We start from the raw sequence: 19,433 nt of genomic DNA, 5'->3' as shown, positions 1-19,433 counted from the left end.
GCAAAACTAGGGCGGCGCTTTAACGTCCACTCTGTTTTTCGACCGGCTAAGATCGGTCACCATTTTGGCGATGACGGACGAACTACAGGCAAGCCTCTGCAGGATGTAAAAGCCGGTCCCTACATCTCAGACCGTTCCTACATTCAATCGAAGGAAGAAGCGCCGAGTACAGACCCCTTTCGCCTGTTCGCTCTGGCTCTGGCTTTGGCTTTAGATCTTGATCCACCCGCCCCTTCGGAAGGCCGAGTGAAGGTGTTCATCAGGGGACTGGCGCGCAGCGCCCCTCGGCGAAGCCGAGGACATCGCATGGAGGTCGTAGCGAAGCAGACCGGAGGGCGATGCCCCCTGATGGACACCGTAGCGAGGGAACACCGAGCCCCAGCGAGGGGCCGAACGCTCGGGGCGAAGACTTTTTGGTTCCTTTTGGGGCGTTTGCCAAAAGGGACCCGCTGTAAGAGCGGAACCCTAAGTTGCCGTTACCGCAGAAATGGATATGTACACCTGCAAGAGATTGGTCGGCTGTCAGGCCGCCATCGCGAGCAAGCTCAGCTCCTACAATTTATCTCTGAGTACATCCGCAGGAGATCGGCCGGCTGTCAGGCCGTCATCGCGAGCAAGCTCGGCTCCTACAGGGCATCTGGGCAACCCGCCAGGACGGTGTTTCGGACAGACGAAAAAAAAGGGGAGCACATGCCCCCCCGAGGTTTAAAGCGTTTCAGTCAAAGGCTGTCAATCAGCCCTCGATCTCGATCAGGATTTCGCCAGGGTTGACCCGGTCGCCCTTGGCCACATGGATAGCGGTGACTTTGCCGGCGATGGCCGATTGAACTTCGGTTTCCATCTTCATCGCTTCGGTGATCAGCACCGCCTGGCCGGCTTTCACGGTGTCGCCCTCCTTGACCAGCACATCGACGATGTTGCCGGGCATGGTGGTGCTGACGTGGCCCGGCGCGGAGGCCTGCTTGCGCTTGCTGCTACCGCCGCTGACGAATTCATTGAGCGGTTCGAACACCACTTCTTCCGGCATGCCGTCGATGGACAGGTAGAAGTGACGCTTGCCTTCAGCCTTGACGCCCACACCGGTGATGTCGACGCGGTAGGTTTCGCCGTGGACGTCGATGACGAACTCGGTCGGTACGCCTTCGCCACCGGCCGACCTCACACCGCCGGCTTCCGGGATCGGCAGCAGCACTTCTGGCGTCAGGGTGCCGGCTTCACGCTCTTCGAGGAACTTACGGCCGATGTCCGGGAACATGGCGTAGGTCAGCACGTCTTCTTCGGACTTGGCCAACGCGCCGATGTCGCCACGTAGCTTGGTCATTTCCGGCTTGAGCAAATCGGCCGGACGCACGTCGATCACCTCTTCGCTGCCGATGGCCTGACGACGCAGTTTCTCGTTCACGGTACCCGGCGCCTTGCCGTAGCCGCCTTGCAGGTAGAGCTTCACTTCGTTGGTAATGGTTTTATAACGCTCGCCAGCCAGCACGTTGAAGAACGCCTGAGTGCCGACAATCTGCGAGGTCGGGGTTACCAGCGGCGGGAAGCCGAGGTCCTCACGAACCCGCGGGATCTCCGCCAGCACTTCGCTCATGCGGTTCAGCGCACCCTGCTCTTTCAACTGGTTGGCCAGGTTGGAAATCATCCCGCCCGGTACCTGGTTGATTTGCACGCGGGTGTCGACGGCGGTGAATTCGCTTTCGAACTGGTGATATTTCTTACGCACGGCGTAGAAATACAGACCGATTTCCTGCAACAGCTCCAGGCTCAGGCCGGTGTCGAACTCGCTGCCTTTAAGGGCGGCGACCATCGACTCGGTACCCGGATGGCTGGTGCCCCAGGCGAAACTGGAGATCGCGGTGTCGATATGGTCGGCACCGTTTTCGATGGCCTTGAATTGGCACATCGCAGCCAAGCCGGCGGTGTCATGGGAGTGGACGAACACAGGCAGCGATTGCTCGGCTTTCAGCGCCTTGACCAGTTCGCCAGTGGCGTACGGGGTCAGCAGGCCGGCCATGTCCTTGATCGCAACAGAGTCGCAACCCATGGCTTCCATTTGCTTGGCTTGCGCCACGAAGGCCTCGATGGTGTGCACCGGGCTGGTAGTGTAGGCGATGGTGCCCTGGGCGTGTTTGCCGGCAGCTTTCACCGCTTCGATGGCAACGCGCAGGTTACGCACGTCGTTCATGGCGTCGAAGATGCGGAACACGTCGATGCCATTGACCGCGGCCTTGGCGACGAAGGCTTTGACCACGTCGTCGCTGTAGTGGCGGTAGCCCAGCAGGTTCTGACCACGCAGAAGCATTTGCAGACGGGTGTTAGGCAAAGCCGCACGCAGTTTGCGCAGGCGCTCCCACGGGTCTTCTTTCAGGAAGCGCACGCAGGCGTCGAAAGTCGCGCCGCCCCAGACTTCCAGCGACCAGTAGCCGACTTTGTCGAGCTTGTCGCAGATCGGCAGCATGTCTTCGGTGCGCATGCGGGTCGCCAGCAGCGATTGGTGGGCGTCGCGCAGGATCGTGTCGGTAACGTGAATTTTCTTGGTCATGATTATTCCTCACAGGCCTGCGTGGGCGGCGATGGCGGCGGCGATGGCCAGGGCCAGCTCTTCGGGTTTGCGCTTGATCGAGTAGTTGGTCAGCTCAGGGTGGCTTTCAACGAAGCTGGTGTTGAACTGACCGCTACGGAATTCCGGGTTACGCAGGATTTCCTGGTAGTAGGCGGCGGTGGTCTTGACCCCTTGCAGACGCATGTCGTCGAGGGCGCGCAAACCACGGTCCATCGCCTCTTCCCAGGTCAACGCCCACACCACCAGTTTCAGGCACATGGAATCGTAGAACGGCGGGATGGTGTAACCGGTGTAGATCGCCGTATCCGTGCGCACGCCGGGACCGCCGGGGGCGTAGTAACGGGTGATCTTGCCGAAACTCGGCAGGAAGTTGTTTTTCGGGTCTTCGGCGTTGATCCGGAACTGCAGCGCAAAACCGCGGTGCTGGATGTCTTCCTGTTTCACCGAAAGCGGCAGACCGGAAGCGATGCGAATCTGTTCGCGAACAATGTCGATGCCGGTGATTTCTTCGGTGATGGTGTGCTCTACCTGGACCCGGGTGTTCATCTCCATGAAGTACACCTCGCCCTCGGCGAGCAGGAACTCCACGGTACCGGCGTTCTCGTAGCCCACAGCCTTGGCTGCGCGCACCGACAGGTCGCCGATGTAGGCGCGCTGTTCAGGGGTCAGTTGCGGGCTTGGGGCGATCTCGATCAGCTTCTGGTTGCGGCGCTGGATCGAGCAATCACGTTCGAACAGGTGAACCACGTTGCCAAAGCTGTCGCCGAGGATCTGCGCTTCGATGTGCTTTGGATTGACGATGCATTTTTCCAGGAAGACTTCCGCCGAACCAAACGCCTTGGTCGCTTCGGAAATCACCCGCGGGAAAGCTTGCTCCAGCTCTTCGCGGCTGTTGCAGCGACGAATACCGCGGCCGCCGCCACCGGAGGTGGCCTTGAGCATCACCGGGTAACCGATGCGGTCGCCTTCGACCAGCGCTTCGGCGATGTCCGCGACGTTGCCTTCGGTGCCCGGGGTCACTGGCACGCCGGCCTTGATCATGCTGCGGCGCGCTTCAGTCTTGTCGCCCATGCGGCGAATCACTTCTGCCGACGGACCAATGAATTTGATACCGCGCTCGGCGCAGATTTCTGCCAGTTCAGCATTTTCCGACAGGAAACCGTAACCTGGGTGCAATGCATCGCAACCGGTTTCCACTGCCAGGTTCACCAGCTTGCGCGGATTCAGGTAACCGGCCAGGGGTTCGGCACCAACGCTGTGGGCTTCATCCGCGCGCTTCACATGCAATGCATGGCGATCGGCGTCAGAATAGATCGCGACCGAGCGAATGCCCATCTCGGCGCACGCACGCACGATTCGTACGGCAATTTCCCCACGGTTGGCGATCAGGATTTTTTTTATCACTTGGAGGTTCCCTTGAGCCGATGGCACTGACGACCTGCTAAACCAGGTCGGCGCGTGACTAAATGTTTCAGTTCAGTCGCATAGCCACACTATCCCGCTCAAGGAATTAACAAAAATCAATAATAATTGGGTCGCTCATAAGCAAAGACTTATAGTTGACGGACAAGCCTGCGGCCAGAGTTTCTAAAAATGCGTAAGTCCTTGATGCGTATGACATTGCGCCAGCTTCAGATTTTCAATGAAGTCTGCGATCTGCGGTCCTACAGCCGTGCAGCTGAGGAAATGTCTCTCACACAGCCGGCCGTCAGCCTGCAAATTCGTCAGCTGGAAGAGCTGATTGGTCAGCCATTGTTCGATTATGTAGGCAAGAAACTCTACATGACCGAGGCCGCTGAGGCCCTGCAACGGGCCAGCCGGGATATTTTCGGGCGCCTGGAAAACCTCGACATGCAGCTCTCGGACATGCAGGGCTCACTGCAGGGGCAACTGAAACTGGCTGTGGAATCCAGCGCCAAGTACTTCGTGCCGCACCTGTTCGCCGCCTTCAAGCGCCAGCACCCGGAGGTCAACCTGCAGCTGACCGTGATCAACCGCGCGCAGGCCATTCGGCGCCTCTCGGATAACCGCGACGACCTGGTGATCATGTCCATGGTCCCGCAGGACATGGGCCTGGAGTTCCTGCCGTTCCTCAACAACCCGATCATCGCCGTGGCACCGCCGGACCATCCGCTATGCCACATGGGGCCGCTGCGTTTGCAGGATCTCGAACCCTATACGCTGCTGCTGCGCGAGCAAGGCTCGGGCACACGACTGGCGTGTGAGGAGTATTTCAAGGAGAAGCGTGTGCACTTCACACAAACCCTGGAGGTCGCTTCGGCGGAAGCTCAGCGCGAGTGTGTAGTGGCAGGTTTGGGCGTAGCGCTGTTGACGCGCCACGCCCTGAACCTTGAGTTGGCAACCGGCACGCTCAAAGAGTTGCCGGTGGAGGAGTTACCGCTGTACCGCAGTTGGTGCGTGGTACAGGCCAAAGCCAAGCGCCTGTCACCGGTGGCGCATGCGTTCCTGGGGTTTATCCGCAGCGAACGGGTACAGATCAGCGGGCTGGTTGAGCGTTTCGACGGGAAGTTGCTGGCGCTGCCTGCCAGTAATTGAGCTCCGCCGAGTCGGGAAAGTCACCAATCTCGGCGAGCAACTGACGCTGCTCACAACGGTGCTCAATCGCGCGACGGAATGCCATGCGGCGCTGATCTTCCTGCTGACGGCGGGTTTTGACGGCGCTGTTGCGTTCTTCGTAGTGCTGGGCCATTTCGAGTCTCCCAAGACGAGTACGGGAGTTACACGATGGACGTCAGGGATGACGATTTGGCTGCGCGTGGATTACAAGGATGTGAAAGTTACCGGGTGGCGATAGTGCAAGCCTCACCCCTACACGGATTTGTGGCGCTCTTGTAGGAGCGAGGCTTGCCCGCGATAAGGTCGGAACGACCTTCCAGCTATCAATCGTCCAGCGCTTTGACCGACTTGGGCGACAGACGCAAGCTGCGCAGGCTGCGTTTGACGCTTTTGAGGTGGTTGACCAGGCTCGGGCCACGGGCCATGGCTACGCCCATCGCCAACACGTCGATCACCACAAGGTGAGCAATACGCGAAGTCAGCGGCGTGTAGATTTCGGTGTCTTCGTGCACGTCGATCGCCAGGTTGACAGTCGACAGCTCGGCCAACGGCGTCTGGCTCGGGCACAAGGTGATCAGCGTCGCGCCGCTTTCGCGGACCAGGTTGGCGGTGATCAACAGGTCTTTGGAGCGCCCGGACTGGGAAATACAGATCGCCACGTCGGTAGGTTTCAGCGTCACCGCCGACATCGCCTGCATGTGCGGGTCGGAATAGGCTGCGGCGGTCAGCAGCAAGCGGAAGAATTTGTGCTGAGCATCCGCCGCCACCGCGCCAGACGCACCAAAGCCGTAGAACTCGACGCGCTGGGCCTGGGACATGGCGGTGACCGCACGCTGCAAGGCCGCCGGGTCGAGCTTCTCGCGCACTTCCATCAGCGTATGCAGGGTGGTGTCGAAAATCTTCAGACTGTAGTCGGCAACCGAGTCGTCTTCATGGATCGCGAACTGCCCGAAGCTCGCACCTGCCGCCAGGCTTTGCGCCAGTTTCAGCTTCAAGTCCTGGAAGCCCGAACAGCCGATGGCACGGCAGAAGCGCACGATGGTCGGCTCGCTGATGCCAACGCTGTGGGCAAGATCGGCCATGGAACTGTGCATCACAGCCGCGGGGTCAAGCAGCACATGATCGGCGACCTTGAGCTCCGACTTGCGTAACAGGTGGCGTGACTGGGCGATGTGTTGCAACAGATTCAAAGGGCTGGACTCGTTGTTATTGGCAGACGCCAGGGATGTAGCCATTTTGTAGTTATACTACATGAATGCGCTTTTTGCCCGCTCAATGCGTAACTGAATCGCCTTGCCGCCCCCTATTTTGGCCGGCCGCGCGCTATGTAGCAGCTGGCGCAGCCTGCGTTCGGCCGCGAAGCGGTCGTAAAATTTACGACCGCAATTTTCCTGAAAGCTGCATTCATCCAATCTACGGCCGCTTCGCAGCCGAACGCAGCCTTCGGCAGCGGCTACAAAAAGCGCTCATCCGCGCGCAATAAATCCGCCAACCCTGCGGCTTCCACCGGCCGGCTAATCAGATACCCCTGCACTTCATCACAGCCCTCAGCCTTGAGAAACTCAAGCTGCTCCGGACGCTCGACCCCTTCAGCCACCACTCTGAGTGACAGCCCATGGGCCATGGCGATGATTGCCCGGGTGATCGCCGCGTCTCCACTACCCTCGGCCAAACCGCGAATAAACGCTTGATCGATCTTCACGTAGTCCACCGGAATGCGCTTGAGGTAACTCAACGACGAATACCCGGTACCGAAGTCGTCAATCGCCAGTTTCACTCCCAGATCACGTAGTTGCTGGAAGGTTGCGATGATGTGCTCGACGCTGTCCAGCAGCTGGCTTTCGGTCAGTTCGAGTTCCAGGTAGTGCGGCGCCAGACCGGTTTCCTCAAGCACCTGGCGAACCAGGCTGACCAGCTTGCCCTGACGCAATTGATGCACCGACAGATTGACCGAGACCCGGATCGGCTCCAGCCCCTGACGTTGCCATTCGCAGGCTTGCCAGCAGGCCTGACGCAACACGAACTCGCCGATCGGACCGATCAGCCCGGTTTCTTCGGCAAGCCCGATAAAGTCGCCTGGCGGCACCCGCCCCATGGTCGGGTGATCCCAGCGAACAAGGGCTTCAGCGGCATTCAAGCGGCCCGTCGCCAGACACAGCTTCGGTTGGTAGAACACCATCAACTGCTGCTCTTCGATTGCCTTGCGCAGCTGGTTTTCCAGTTGCAGGCGTTCCAGAGTGCTGGCTTGCAGACTTTCGGTGTAGAACTGGAAATTGTTGCCGCCCAAATGTTTGGCATGTTGCATGGCCATATTCGACTGACTGACCAACGTCGAAATGTCCCGTGCATTGTCCGGCAACATGCTGATACCCATCGAGGCACTGACCACCAGCTCATGCCCTTCCACCGTCAGCGGCAACCGCAGTTTGGTCGCTAGCCGGGTCGCTACCCGGGCCAGGCTGGACAAGTTGCCATAAGCGTCGAACAGCACCGCAAATTCATCGCCGGATAAACGCGCGATGGTGTCGGCCTCCGGTAGCGCATTGACCAGTCGGCGTGCCATTTTCTGCAACAACTGGTCGGCGATTTCATGGCCTAGGCTGTCATTGAGCAATTTGAAGCGATCAAGATTGATATGCAGCAACGCCAGGCTTCGGCCGCCCTGGCGCACCCGCTGATGGGCGTCGTGCAGCCGCTCGCGGAACAGTGAGCGATTGGCCAAACCGGTCAGTTCGTCGTAATGGGTCAAATAGCGCATGCGCTCTTCGGATTCGCGTCGGGCGGAGAGATCGGTGAAAAAGCCGACGATATGGCTGACATTTCCTCGAATATCGCGCACGACGTTGAGCTGGAGCCATTGCGGATACAGCTCGCCGTTCTTGCGTGCCTCGACCAACTCCCCCTGCCAACTGCCGTGTTGCTCCAGAGCCTGATGGATCACCGGGTAGTACCGGCGCGCGTCACGACTGCCAGGCAACTCGACAACGTTACGCCCGAGCATGTCTTCGATCTGGTAACCGGTCACCCGGCTGAACGCCTGATTGACCGCGATTAACGCGTAATTCGGATCGAGAATCACGATACCTTCGCTGGCCGCTTCGAACACCGTGGCCGCCAACCGACGCTGCTCTTCCAGCTCTTTGCTGGTGCTGATGTCGCGTCGGGTACCGACCATACGGATCACTCGACCGTTTTCCCCTCGCTCCACTGCCCGCCCGCGGTCCTCGATCCACACCCAATGCCCGTCGCCATGGCGCACGCGGTACTCAATCGAATAATCCTCGGTGCGGCCCTTCAAATGCTCGACCAGTGCGCGCTTGAGCGGCAGCAGATCCTGTGGATGCAAACGCGGCTTGAGATGGCTGAGCATCGCAGTCACGTACTCCGGCTCCAGGCCAAACAGCTCTTTAAGCTGCGTGTGATGCACCTCGTCGGTTTGCAGATTCCAGTCCCACAACCCCAATTCACTGGCCTTTAAGGCCAACCCCAGACGCGCTTCGCTTTTGCTCAAGGCCTGATTCGCCGCGTCCAGTTCCAGGCTGCGTTGCGAAACCCGGCTTTGCAGACTGGTCTGAGCCTCACGCAGTTGCTCTTCGGCACTGCGACGCTGGTCGATTTCCCGGGCCAGTTCCTGGTTCAGCTGTTCGCTGCGACTTTGCGCTTGCTGTAAATGCTCGATCAGCGCCTGGTTCTGGAAGCGCCGCTGCAAACCATGATGAATCAACCGATTAACCTGCCAGGCGACGACACTCAAGGAGGCCAGCAGAATCACCCCCAGCCAGCCCCAGCCTTGCTGCTGTTCGTCACCACCCCAGAATAAATAGCCAATCGCCGGCAACAGACACGGCAAGGTAAAGGACAGGAATGCCGGCAGACTGACTGCATAGGCGACGCTGGCCGAAAGCGTCGCCGCACCGATCAGGCCAAAGACCCAGGCCTGTTGCAGGAAACTGTCGGTCGGCACCAGGGCGATGCCGGCACAAGCCAGGGTCAAACCGCTCATGCCGGAGCCAAGCAGGAACATCCGCCGCCAGATCGGCTGCGCCTGGCGGCTCGGCATTGCGGAGTCGAAGGCCGCTACCTGAATGACCCGTAGCGCCACCAATGTCAGCAGCCAGACCAGCCAAATGCTGACCAGCAAATAGCGCTGCGGGCTCCAGAGCAACCAGACGCAGACCAGACCATTGAGCAACATGAACAACGTGGGCAGCAGCGAGCCTTGATAAAGCAAACGCGTGCGTTCGACCGCCATCTCCATGGCGTAGTGCTTGCGTATAACCCGCGGTTCCACAGAGGGGCCCGGCAGGCCAGGGCTGAGTGTCATAGGCAATGTTCTTATAATGGTGAGCCCGAAACGTCGCAGGAGCATACACAAGCAACCGCCCGGACCAAACTGCTCCAGATCATAAAATCGACAAACAATTTGCGTCTGATTCCCTCCCCGGACCGCTCAAGCGAGCCCTGCCAACGCCTGCAGCGAATGACTGACCGGTCGTCCCCCGTCTCTTTTTATCGGTTAAACCAAAGCTCGGTTTGCCCGGTGTGGCCCAGCACCCTAGAATGCTCCGATGCGCGATGATCTCTCCTTTCTGCTGAACTCTCTCAACGATGCCCAACGCCAGGCTGTAGCTGCCTCCGTGGGTCGTCAGTTGGTCCTGGCCGGTGCTGGTTCCGGTAAAACCCGTGTGCTGGTACACCGCATCGCCTGGTTGATCCAGGTCGAGCAGGCCTCCTCGCACTCAATCCTGTCGGTGACCTTCACCAACAAGGCCGCTGCCGAGATGCGTCATCGCATCGAGCAGTTGATGGGCATCAGCCCGGCCGGTATGTGGGTCGGCACCTTCCACGGCCTGGCGCACCGCCTGTTGCGGGCGCACTGGCAGGAAGCCGGTTTGAGCCAGACCTTCCAGATCCTCGACAGCGATGACCAGCAACGCCTGGTCAAGCGGGTAATCCGCGAGCTGGGGCTGGACGAACAACGCTGGCCGGCCCGTCAGGCACAGTGGTTCATCAACGGGCAGAAGGACGAAGGTCTGCGCCCGCAACATATACAAGCCAGCGGCGATCTGTTCCTGGCCACCATGCGCAGCATCTATGAAGCCTACGAGGCCGCCTGCCTGCGCGCCGGGGTGATCGACTTTTCCGAGCTGCTGCTGCGCGCCCTCGATCTGTGGCGCGATCACCCAGGCTTGCTCGCGCATTATCAAAAGCGCTTCCGCCATATACTGGTGGACGAATTCCAGGACACCAACGCCGTGCAGTACGCCTGGTTGCGGCTGCTGGCCAAGGGCGGCGACAGCTTGATGGTAGTTGGCGATGACGACCAATCGATCTATGGCTGGCGCGGCGCGAAGATCGAGAACATCTACCAGTATTCCGAAGACTTCCCGGACGCTGAAACCATTCGTCTGGAACAGAACTACCGCTCCACCGCCGGGATCCTCAAGGCTGCCAACGCCTTGATCGCCAACAACACCGGCCGTTTGGGCAAAGAGCTGTGGACCGACGGCGGCGAAGGCGAAGCGATCAATCTGTACGCGGCCTTCAACGAGCACGATGAAGCGCGCTACGTCGTGGAAACCATCGAAAGCGCCCTGAAAACTGGCCTGGCCCGCAGCGATATCGCCATTTTGTATCGCTCCAACGCCCAATCCCGGGTACTCGAAGAAGCGCTGCTGCGCGAACGCATCCCTTACCGGATCTACGGCGGCCAACGCTTCTTCGAACGCGCCGAAATCAAGAACGCCATGGCCTACCTGCGCTTGCTCGAAGGTCGTGGCAACGATGCAGCGCTGGAACGGGTGATCAACGTTCCGGCCCGCGGCATCGGCGAGAAAACCGTCGAAGCGATTCGCGAGCACGCACGCCACAGCGATGTGTCGATGTGGGAAGCCATGCGCCTGTTGGTCGCCAATAAAGGCCTGACCGGTCGTGCAGCCAGTGCCCTTGGGGTATTCGTCGAGCTGATCGAGAACCTTGCGGCCAAAACCGTGGACATGCCACTGCACCTGATGACCCAGACGGTCATCGAGCAGTCCGGTTTGATCGCCTACCACGAGGCGGAAAAGGGCGAGAAAGGCCAGGCTCGGGTAGAAAACCTTGAGGAACTGGTCAGTGCCGCGCGCAACTTCGAGAATGCCGAAGAAGACGCCGACCTGTCGCCACTGGCCGCCTTCCTTGGCCATGCGTCGCTGGAAGCCGGCGATACCCAGGCCGACGAGCACGAAGACAGCATTCAGTTGATGACACTTCACAGCGCCAAGGGCCTGGAATTCCCTTATGTGTTCCTGGTGGGCATGGAAGAAGGTCTGTTCCCGCACAAGATGAGCCTGGAAGAGCCTGGCCGCCTGGAAGAGGAACGCCGCCTGGCCTACGTGGGCGTCACCCGGGCGATGCAGAATCTGGTGATGACCTACGCCGAAACCCGACGCCTGTATGGCAGCGAGACTTACAACAAGGTTTCACGCTTCGTACGCGAGGTACCGAAAGGCCTGATTCAGGAAGTGCGGCTGTCCAATAGCGTCAGCCGACCGTTCGGCAGCGGCCAGAAACAAAGTTCGAGCAGCATGTTCAGCGGCACCGAGATCCCGGAAACCGCGTTCAGTCTCGGCCAGCACGTACAACACTCGGTGTTCGGCGAAGGAGTGATCCTCAACTTCGAAGGCGCTGGCGCCCAGGCACGGGTGCAAGTGAATTTCAGCGAAGGCAGCAAATGGTTGATGCTGGGTTACGCCAAGCTGGAAGCAATCTGACTTTATTGAAGGTAGAAGTACATGGGCTCGGGTTTTTTCTCTTCCTGGACATTCTGGGCCCTGCTTTCGGCGGCGTTCGCGGCCATGACGGCGATCTTCGCCAAAATTGGCATTGAAAACGTCAACTCCGACTTTGCCACCCTGTTGCGCACCATAGTGGTATTGGTCAGTCTGGCCTTGATTTTGTACGCCACGGGCCAATATCAGTCATTAGGATCGATCTCGGCGAAGAGCTACCTGTTTCTGTTGCTGTCCGGACTTGCAACGGGCGCCTCATGGATTTGCTACTTCCGCGCACTGAAGCTGGGGCCTGCGTCGCTGGTGGCGCCAGTGGACAAGCTCAGCGTGGTGCTGGTGGCGGTGCTCGGGGTGATCCTGCTGGGTGAAAAGCTCGACCTGCGCCAATGGGGCGGAATCGGCCTGATCACCTCCGGTGTAGTAATGTTGGCCTTACGGCGCTAAAAAAAGACATTCCTACAGAACTTATCCATCAGGCCTACAGCCCAAACATTACCGGCCCTACGCCACTGACTGCGCTTCATGGCAGACGACCAGGCAAAAGCCCGAAACACTCTGCCGCTAGCCAGTGACACTTCACCTGTGCAACATGGCACGCGTGCCATCCACAAATGGGAATTCCCTTTATGAAACGTTTTCTTAGCATCGCCATGGCGTTGTGCATCGGCCTGACGATGAGCCTCGACGCCAACGCCAAGCGTTTTGGTGGCGGCAAAAGCGTCGGCGCTGCGCCGACCCACCAGACCAGCCAGATGGCCCCGTCCTCTTCGGGCGCTGGCTCTGCCGCTGCTACTGCAGGGGCTGCCGGTGCCGCAGGCGCTGCCGCCAAAGCCGGCGGAGCTTCGCGCTGGCTCGGCCCTCTGGCCGGCATCGCTGCCGGTGGCCTGCTGGCCTCCATGTTCATGGGCGGCGGCTTCCATGGCATGCAGATCTTCGACATCCTGATCATGGCGGTCATTGCCTTCCTGATCTTCCGCTTCATTGCCGCTCGTCGCCGCAAGCAGCAAGAGCACATGACTCCAGCTGGCCACGCACCGATGCAGCGTGAAGTATTCGAGCAAAAACCGGCTCAAGGGCCGATCTTCGGTGGTTCGGCAGCACCTGCTGCCGCTCGTCCGGTGATCAACGCACCAGCCTGGTTCAATGAACAGCGTTTCGTTGAAGCCGCGCGCAACCACTTCCAGTCCCTGCAGCAGCACTGGGACGCCAACGAAATGGACAAGATCGCCGAGTTCGTGACCCCGCAACTGCTGGAGTTCCTCAAGCGCGAACGTGCTGATCTGGGCAACGGTTTCCAGTCCACCTACATCGACAACCTCAATGTTCAGCTGGACGGCGTGGATGATCGCGCCGACAAGACTGTCGCCACCCTGACCTTCAGCGGCGTGTCGAAAACCTCTCGTTTCGACCAGGGCGAAGTGTTCAGCGAAAGCTGGAACATGGAACGCCCGCAGGGCGAGAACCAGCCTTGGCTGGTGGCCGGTATCCGCCAAAACGGCTGATCCGATACTCTGCGTCGAGTATGTTGAAACAAAACCCCAGCCTCGGCTGGGGTTTTCTATTTCGCAGTTGCACTTATAGCGAGCTACTGTATAAACCGCCCCCATATAAACCGCGCCATTGAGCAAGAGGATTGAGGTCGTGGAAGAAGTCATTGAAGAACTGCGTGAAAAAAATGAACCTGTGCCGGTCCCGTTGGAACTGCCAGATGAAGATCTACTGGTGGAGATCGAAGAACAGCTGTTCATCGACATTCCCTTTGTCTTCAAGGAATTCCTGTTGACCGTCAGCGATGTTGTCTATGGCAGCCTGGAGCCGGTAACCGTCACGGATCCACAATCCCATACCTATCTGCCTGATGTTGCGGCCAACGCCTGGGACGCCGGTGTTCCCCGGGAGTTGATCCCGATCTGCCAGGACGGTGATGACTATTACTGCGTCGAGGAAGACGGCACTGTGGTGCTGTGGTCCGCCGAAGAAGAACTGGTTACCGAAGAGACCTGGGAATCTGTATGGCATTGGGCGCGGGACGTCTGGCTGGAAAGCTGATCCCGACCGCTTGAGCCCGCTTCCAGCGCCAGACTGGAGCGGGCCTCAATGTTCGGCAGAATCGTTGTGGTTATCCAGGGTTTCCAACAGGGCAACCTGCATCCGCGTATGCACGCGGATAAACCAGCGCCACAGAAGTGCTGCGACAGCCGCCGCAACGACGGCAATCAGGATCAACAGCTCGGTGGTCGGCAGAATGCTCGACGACAATGCCGCCAGCAGCAGGAAGATCACCAGCAACGACAGAATCGGTATCACCTCGGCTATCACCCGCCGCACCCGCTGGGTATGACGACCGGCCATGTCAGCCTTCATGCCCATCTCCGCCAGCAACATCGACAGCGCTTTGAGTTTGCGATAAGCGGCGATCAAAAACGGCAACGACAACAGCAATGCCCCTCCCCAGATCAGCGCCTTCTGCCATCCTGGATCGCTGATCCAGCCTTGAAGATAACCGCCAATACGCCCGGCGAAAAAACCGCCAGAGAAAAAGATCGCCATCACCAGCGCCAGATTGACCCCCACCTGTAACAGGATCCGCCGAATCATTTTGGCCAACAGCGCGCCCTGCCCTTGGGGCTGGATGCTTCGCAGCCATTCACCGTACATCCCAAGTACACGAGCCAGACGCTGCGGCATCACCGCTGTCAGCTTTAGCGACAACGGGTCGGCCGCACGAATCAGGTAGGGAGTCAGTAAAGTGGTGATAGCCGACACGGCCACAGCCACCGGATAGAGAAAATCGCTGGTGACCTGCAAGGTCATACCCAAGGCCGCAATGATGAAAGAAAATTCGCCGATCTGCGAAAGCCCCATGCCAACCCGCAGTGAGATGCGTCCGTCATTGCCCGCGATAAAGGCGCCCAGCCCACAGGACAACATTTTGCCCAGCACCACAGCGACAGTGATCACTGCAATCGGCCAAGCGTATTGCAGCAGAATCTGTGGGTCGATCATCAAGCCGATGGCGACAAAGAAGATGGCGCTGAACATGTCGCGAACCGGCTCGATCAATCGCTCTATTTTCAGTAATTGGCGCGACTCGGCCATAATCGCGCCAATCAGAAATGCCCCCAGCACCATGCTGTACTCCAGCTTGACCACCAGCAGACAGAAGCCAAAGCACAGACCCAACACGGTGATCAGCAACACCTCGTCGCTTTCAAATGTGGCCACATAGGCCAGCAGCCGTGGCACCAGTAAAATGCCGATCACCAGGGCGACAATCATGAACAATGAGAGCTTGCCGACCGTGGAAAACACTTCTCCGGAGCTGACGGTGCCGCTGACCGCAATACTCGAAAGCAGCGCGATGATGCCAATCCCGAGAATGTCTTCAACGATCAACACACCGAAGATCAGCTGCGCAAAGCGCTGGTTTTTCATCTTCAGGTCGTTGAGGGCCTTGACGATGATGGTTGTCGAGGAAATCGCCAGGATGGCGCCGAGGAACAACGAGTCCATGGTGTTCCAGTCGAACCAGCGGCCGATTTCGTAACCGATCCAGATCATCAGCACGATTTCGAGGAATGCCGCGATAAACGCCGTAGCCCCTACCCTGAACAATTTACGCAGGCTGAACTCCAGCCCAAGACAGAACATCAGAAAAATCACCCCGAGCTCTGCCAGGGTCTTGATGGTCTGCTCGTCATGGATCAGACCGAAAGGTGGCGTGTGCGGCCCGATGATGAAGCCGGCGACGATATAGCCGAGCACCACCGGCTGTTTGAGCCGATGAAAAAGAATGGTCACCACCCCCGCGACCAACATGATCACTGCCAGGTCCTGAATGAAACTGATGGCGTGCATGGCGCGGGCTCCTTGGGTCAGGTGCTGACACAGTCGTTCGATCACCGGAACGCCAACAATGGCGTGATTGAGTGAACTACAAATCTGAATCTCAGGTAGAAAATGCCCTCGGGACAGGCTTTTGAAGGGTAACACCGCGACTTCCGGCAGAAAGGCGGTGCAATATATGGAAACAGATCGATCCGGGCGTGACGGCCTTCACCGGTTCGGCGTCCCGTTAAAGATGGTTTTGAAAAACTGACCAGGCGCCCGCAGAGGTGCTCCCAAAATCCCTGCCTAGAATCGTGAGTAGTGAGCTATGGAACCCGGAAACGCCCAGCTGTCGATGACGGTATTGATGACCCCCGACATGGCCAATTTCTCTGGCAATGTCCACGGCGGAACCCTGCTCAAGTATCTCGACGAAGTCGCCTACGCCTGCGCCAGCCGCTATGCCGGACGCTACGTGGTCACCCTGTCGGTGGATCAGGTGATCTTCCGTGAGCCGATCCATGTTGGTGAATTGGTAACCTTTCTTGCTTCGGTCAACTACACCGGCAACACCTCGATGGAGGTGGGAATCAAGGTGGTGACGGAGAACATTCGTGAGCGCTCGGTGCGCCATACCAATAGCTGCTTTTTCACCATGGTAGCGGTCGACGACCAGCGCAAACCTGCCGTCGTGCCTCAGCTGCAACCGCAAAACAGCGAAGACAAACGCCGTTTTATGCAGGCCAAGCAACGCCGCCAGATTCGTCAGGAGCTGGAAAAGCGTTATCAGGAAATCAAGTCGGACGCCTGAGGGCCGTCATTCAAGGACGATCAGGCGAGCGCCTGACCTGTGGCGAAGGGGCAAGCCCCCTCGCCACAAGGTTATGCCAGCCTTGGGACTTGCCTGACTCAGCTCAGAGGCTGATCGCCGTCGCCTCAAACCGCACCCTTGGATGGGCAATCCGGTCCTGGGCTCGCACCAACTCCAGCTCGTAGCTGGCGCAGGCCTGGGTTTCCAGCAGCACTTCATGTACCGCCGCGGCGGTGAACTCGAAGGCCGCCAGCAGGCTGTCCCCCAGCAGCACCCGAGCCAGAAACAGACCGGACGTCAGGTCACCGACACCCACCGGTTGGCGCGGAAAAGCCAGTAACGGCCGACGCAGGTGCCAACTGCCCTCGGCGGTCACCAGTAACATCTCAAAGCCGTCCGGCAACTTGCCGGGATAATCCAGGTGTTTGACCAGCACCGCCTTCGGACCGCGTGCCAGCAGCGCTCGCGCCATGGCCAGGCAATCGAACAGCGACTGTGGCTTGCGCCCGGAGAAGCTGTCCAGCTCGAGTTGATTCGGGCACATGAAGTCAGCCATCGCCGCAGCTTCGTCCAGCAGGAAGTCGCTGACTTCGGCCGGCACACTGCAGCCCTTTTCAGGATGGCCCATCACCGGGTCGCAAAGGTACAAGGCTTTGGGATTGATCGCCTTGATCCGCTCCACCCCGGTAAGAATTGCCCGCCCCTGGGCCGCGCTGCCAAGGTATCCGGACAGCACCGCGTCGCAGTTACCCAATTCGCCAATCGCCGCTATCCCTTCCACCAGCGCCGGAATCTGTTGCGGTGCCAACACCTCTCCCGCCCACTGTCCATACTGAGTATGGTTGGAGAACTGCACGGTATTGAGTGGCCATACATTCACCCCGACCCGCTGCATGGGGAAAACCGCAGCACTGTTGCCAGCATGACCGAAGACCACGTGAGACTGGATGGCGAGCAAATGGGGTGTACGTTTCATGCGAGATTTCCGTAAACCGATTGAAATTCGAGCCGCGCAGTATGCGACTAAACGCAGCCTGTACGACAGACCGGAGACACAGTTAAGCTGACACTACTTTGTTGGAGCGTTCGTTCATGCTGACCCTGGGAAATATCTTCGTGCTGATGCTGCTGGCGACCGGCGCCGCCTGGCTGTGGCACAACCACGGCTTGCGCGAGCGGGCACTGGAGAGGGTCAAGCAGCATTGCGCCAAGCTCGATATCGAACTGCTGGACGGCAACGTCGCGTTGAAGCGTATTGGCTTCGTCAAGGATGCCAACGGTAGACGACGCCTGGCCCGCATCTATAACTTCGAGTTCACCGTAACCGGCGAGACACGCCATTCAGGCACCATCACCCAGTTTGGCGCCCACAGCTCACAAATCGAGCTGGCGCCCTACCCGTTCGAGGTCAAAACCCCACTCCCGAGTGCTGAAATAATCGAACTGAACCAGTGGCGCCAAGAACATAACAAGCGCAGTAGTTGACGCAAAGGCAAAAGATCGCAGGCTGCGCCAGCTCCTGCAAGGGGTACGCGTGGGTCAAGCCTGCACTACGCGGCACCCGGCCAAGATGTTTTGCAGCGCTGCCACGTCCTGCGGCTCGCTGAAAATCAATTCGATACGTGAATCACGCCGCCATTCACTGGGCTGCCAGTGCAGACTCGAGTTATCCACTGCGTTGGCTGACACCCAGCCGTCGGCGCTGTGGATAACCAGCTTGGCCCGCCGCCACTCAAGGCTTTGAAGCCATTGCAGAACCCGCGTCGCATCGAATCGCTGACTCGGATGCCAACGCCAACCAATACTCCAGTCGCCTTCCTGTTGCTGGCTCAGACAAATCGGCTGCGCCGGATCAGTCCAGATCGAGGGCATCTTTGCCTGGCCTTTAGGCGCGGTGAAGTTATCCACACCCGCGTTTGCCTGGTTCTGCACACCGGGTAATTCGGACAATGGCAAAGCGGCTTGCTGCGTCCAGCACATCGGACAATCGGGCAATTGTTTGATGATCCGCTGGCGATCCGCATCGCTGAGCCGCTCGTCCTTGTTCAGTACCAACAGACCCGCATTGGAAAGCGCTTCCTGCTGCGCTTGCGGCAGTGGTTTCCCGGCGGCCAGCGCTTGGGCATCCAGTACCAGCACACACGGCTGAACGGCCAAAACGCCCTGCCACGGCGCATCCTGTAATTGTTTGAGTAACTGCGCCGGATGGCCCAATCCGGAAGGTTCGATAAACAACCGGTTTGGCCGCGCCTTACGCAACAAACGCCCAAGCCCAATCTGAAACGGCGCTCCATTCACGCAACACAAGCAACCGCCTGCCACCTCACCCAGCGCAATACCATCGGCGTCCTGAGTCAGCAACGCAGCATCCAGGCCGATTTGACCAAACTCATTGATCAGCACCGCCCAGCGCTCATGGGCCGGCCGCTGCGCCAGCAGGTGCTTGATCAGGCTGGTCTTGCCGGCGCCAAGCGGCCCGGCAATGACGTGGGTGGGAATGTTCTGCAGCATGTTCGACAGTTTTCTAAAGAGGTGAATGATGCGGGTGATATGGCTGCCATTGCTGTGAGGCGTTGGCCCAGGCCTGTGTGGTCCACAGCCAGGCACAACGGCTCGACGTCAAGGTCTGTCAGCAGAACCGCGACGTCCCGAAAAACTGTTCAACGACGGCTTCTGCCAACCCAGACTGGCCGGCCAGAAAGTCGACGTAGCGTTCACCAAGCAGTGCCCCGCCGGAGCCTTCGGCGTTTGCAGCAACGCCCAAGTGGCCAATATGCCTTACCGGCAGGATATTCACTATTACGGCGTGGCCACTGATGCAACGTATTCGCAGCCGTTCTGCGAAAGCCAGAGCCAGGGCAAATGGCTGAAACCTTGAGTGCGC

At 59.1% G+C, this 19,433-nt stretch carries 15 protein-coding genes and 1 pseudogene; 8 read left to right on the top strand and 8 right to left on the bottom strand.

Annotated elements, in window-relative coordinates; translation table 11 throughout:
- Window positions 1–733 precede the first annotated feature (733 nt).
- Together oadA and AC07O1_RS04160 are read right to left on the bottom strand one after the other, a co-directional pair.
- The gene (gene oadA / locus AC07O1_RS04165) at window positions 734–2,542 is read right to left on the bottom strand and encodes a sodium-extruding oxaloacetate decarboxylase subunit alpha (RefSeq protein ID WP_495087996.1); all 1,809 of its coding nucleotides are present in this window, start codon (window positions 2,540–2,542) and stop codon (window positions 734–736) included.
- Window positions 2,543–2,551: 9 nt separating this feature from the next.
- A complete protein-coding gene (locus AC07O1_RS04160; RefSeq protein ID WP_494990971.1) occupies window positions 2,552–3,967 on the bottom strand; it encodes an acetyl-CoA carboxylase biotin carboxylase subunit in 1,416 nt (471 codons plus the stop codon).
- A gap of 189 nt (window positions 3,968–4,156) precedes the next feature.
- Here AC07O1_RS04160 and AC07O1_RS04155 point away from each other — a divergent pair, with 189 nt between their 5' ends.
- Complete coding sequence (locus AC07O1_RS04155) at window positions 4,157–5,119, top strand: LysR family transcriptional regulator (protein WP_495022636.1); 963 nt, start codon at window positions 4,157–4,159, stop codon at window positions 5,117–5,119.
- On the opposite strand, the gene AC07O1_RS04150 is transcribed toward AC07O1_RS04155, so the two are convergent.
- From AC07O1_RS04150 to AC07O1_RS04140, 3 genes are all read right to left on the bottom strand, one after another.
- Window positions 5,061–5,273, bottom strand: coding sequence for a PA3496 family putative envelope integrity protein (locus AC07O1_RS04150; protein ID WP_494990973.1), 213 nt, complete (start codon window positions 5,271–5,273; stop codon window positions 5,061–5,063). The genes AC07O1_RS04155 and AC07O1_RS04150 overlap by 59 nt on opposite strands.
- Window positions 5,274–5,463: 190 nt before the next feature.
- Window positions 5,464–6,330, bottom strand: a complete 867-nt coding sequence (hexR, locus tag AC07O1_RS04145; protein ID WP_494990974.1) for a transcriptional regulator HexR — start codon at window positions 6,328–6,330, stop codon at window positions 5,464–5,466.
- A 263-nt stretch (window positions 6,331–6,593) separates the two neighbouring features.
- Window positions 6,594–9,464, bottom strand: coding sequence for a putative bifunctional diguanylate cyclase/phosphodiesterase (locus tag AC07O1_RS04140; RefSeq protein ID WP_495087995.1), 2,871 nt, complete (start codon window positions 9,462–9,464; stop codon window positions 6,594–6,596).
- A gap of 244 nt (window positions 9,465–9,708) precedes the next feature.
- On the opposite strand from AC07O1_RS04140, the gene uvrD reads away from it, so the two are divergent.
- The 4 genes from uvrD to AC07O1_RS04120 all read left to right on the top strand — a co-directional run bounded on the left by uvrD (window position 9,709) and on the right by AC07O1_RS04120 (window position 13,959).
- Window positions 9,709–11,892: a DNA helicase II gene (gene uvrD, locus AC07O1_RS04135; protein WP_494990976.1), complete on the top strand. Its 2,184-nt coding sequence runs from the start codon at window positions 9,709–9,711 to the stop codon at window positions 11,890–11,892.
- 21 nt (window positions 11,893–11,913) lie between these two features.
- Window positions 11,914–12,354, top strand: a complete 441-nt coding sequence (locus AC07O1_RS04130; RefSeq protein WP_495087994.1) for an EamA family transporter — start codon at window positions 11,914–11,916, stop codon at window positions 12,352–12,354.
- Window positions 12,355–12,536: 182 nt separating this feature from the next.
- Window positions 12,537–13,412 carry a Tim44 domain-containing protein gene (locus AC07O1_RS04125; RefSeq protein ID WP_495087993.1) on the top strand — a complete coding sequence of 292 codons (876 nt, stop codon included), beginning with the start codon at window positions 12,537–12,539 and terminating at the stop codon, window positions 13,410–13,412.
- Window positions 13,413–13,551: 139 nt separating this feature from the next.
- Entirely contained in the window at window positions 13,552–13,959 is a 408-nt protein-coding gene (locus AC07O1_RS04120; protein WP_494990979.1) for an SMI1/KNR4 family protein, read from the top strand.
- Between the two features lie 45 nt (window positions 13,960–14,004).
- Here the strand turns inward: AC07O1_RS04120 and AC07O1_RS04115 are convergent, their stop codons facing one another.
- A complete protein-coding gene (locus AC07O1_RS04115; protein WP_495087992.1) occupies window positions 14,005–15,768 on the bottom strand; it encodes a cation:proton antiporter in 1,764 nt (587 codons plus the stop codon).
- A 298-nt stretch (window positions 15,769–16,066) separates the two neighbouring features.
- Here AC07O1_RS04115 and AC07O1_RS04110 point away from each other — a divergent pair, with 298 nt between their 5' ends.
- Window positions 16,067–16,549, top strand: a complete 483-nt coding sequence (locus tag AC07O1_RS04110) for an acyl-CoA thioesterase (protein ID WP_494990981.1) — start codon at window positions 16,067–16,069, stop codon at window positions 16,547–16,549.
- 103 nt (window positions 16,550–16,652) lie between these two features.
- On the opposite strand, the gene pdxY is transcribed toward AC07O1_RS04110, so the two are convergent.
- The gene (gene pdxY / locus AC07O1_RS04105) at window positions 16,653–17,525 is read right to left on the bottom strand and encodes a pyridoxal kinase PdxY (protein WP_495010479.1); all 873 of its coding nucleotides are present in this window, start codon (window positions 17,523–17,525) and stop codon (window positions 16,653–16,655) included.
- A 116-nt stretch (window positions 17,526–17,641) separates the two neighbouring features.
- Here pdxY and AC07O1_RS04100 point away from each other — a divergent pair, with 116 nt between their 5' ends.
- Complete coding sequence (locus AC07O1_RS04100; RefSeq protein WP_494990983.1) at window positions 17,642–18,034, top strand: DUF3301 domain-containing protein; 393 nt, start codon at window positions 17,642–17,644, stop codon at window positions 18,032–18,034.
- A gap of 54 nt (window positions 18,035–18,088) precedes the next feature.
- On the opposite strand, the gene AC07O1_RS04095 is transcribed toward AC07O1_RS04100, so the two are convergent.
- A complete protein-coding gene (locus tag AC07O1_RS04095) occupies window positions 18,089–19,060 on the bottom strand; it encodes a CobW family GTP-binding protein (protein WP_495087991.1) in 972 nt (323 codons plus the stop codon).
- Between the two features lie 62 nt (window positions 19,061–19,122).
- Between AC07O1_RS04095 and AC07O1_RS04090 the strand changes: the two are divergent.
- Window positions 19,123–19,427 (top strand): annotated as a pseudogene (locus tag AC07O1_RS04090) (NADH:ubiquinone oxidoreductase).
- Window positions 19,428–19,433 lie beyond the last annotated feature (6 nt).

The organism is Pseudomonas sp. GW821-FHT07G10 (genome assembly GCF_059418545.1).
Note: the sequence above shows the minus strand (reverse complement) of the source record. Positions and strands in the feature narration are given on the sequence as shown.

Excerpts from the sequence above, each read along its gene's own strand:
- pdxY (WP_495010479.1), bottom strand. The coding sequence starts at position 17,525 with ATGAAACGTACACCCCATTTGCTCGCCATCCAGTCTCACGTGGTCTTC.
- AC07O1_RS04110 (WP_494990981.1), top strand. The coding sequence starts at position 16,067 with ATGGAACCCGGAAACGCCCAGCTGTCGATGACGGTATTGATGACCCCC.
- AC07O1_RS04155 (WP_495022636.1), top strand. The coding sequence starts at position 4,157 with ATGCGTAAGTCCTTGATGCGTATGACATTGCGCCAGCTTCAGATTTTC.
- AC07O1_RS04140 (WP_495087995.1), bottom strand. The coding sequence starts at position 9,464 with ATGACACTCAGCCCTGGCCTGCCGGGCCCCTCTGTGGAACCGCGGGTT.
- AC07O1_RS04095 (WP_495087991.1), bottom strand. The coding sequence starts at position 19,060 with ATGCTGCAGAACATTCCCACCCACGTCATTGCCGGGCCGCTTGGCGCC.
- AC07O1_RS04100 (WP_494990983.1), top strand. The coding sequence starts at position 17,642 with ATGCTGACCCTGGGAAATATCTTCGTGCTGATGCTGCTGGCGACCGGC.
- oadA (WP_495087996.1), bottom strand. The coding sequence starts at position 2,542 with ATGACCAAGAAAATTCACGTTACCGACACGATCCTGCGCGACGCCCAC.
- AC07O1_RS04115 (WP_495087992.1), bottom strand. The coding sequence starts at position 15,768 with ATGCACGCCATCAGTTTCATTCAGGACCTGGCAGTGATCATGTTGGTC.
- uvrD (WP_494990976.1), top strand. The coding sequence starts at position 9,709 with ATGCGCGATGATCTCTCCTTTCTGCTGAACTCTCTCAACGATGCCCAA.
- AC07O1_RS04125 (WP_495087993.1), top strand. The coding sequence starts at position 12,537 with ATGAAACGTTTTCTTAGCATCGCCATGGCGTTGTGCATCGGCCTGACG.
- AC07O1_RS04150 (WP_494990973.1), bottom strand. The coding sequence starts at position 5,273 with ATGGCCCAGCACTACGAAGAACGCAACAGCGCCGTCAAAACCCGCCGT.
- AC07O1_RS04130 (WP_495087994.1), top strand. The coding sequence starts at position 11,914 with ATGGGCTCGGGTTTTTTCTCTTCCTGGACATTCTGGGCCCTGCTTTCG.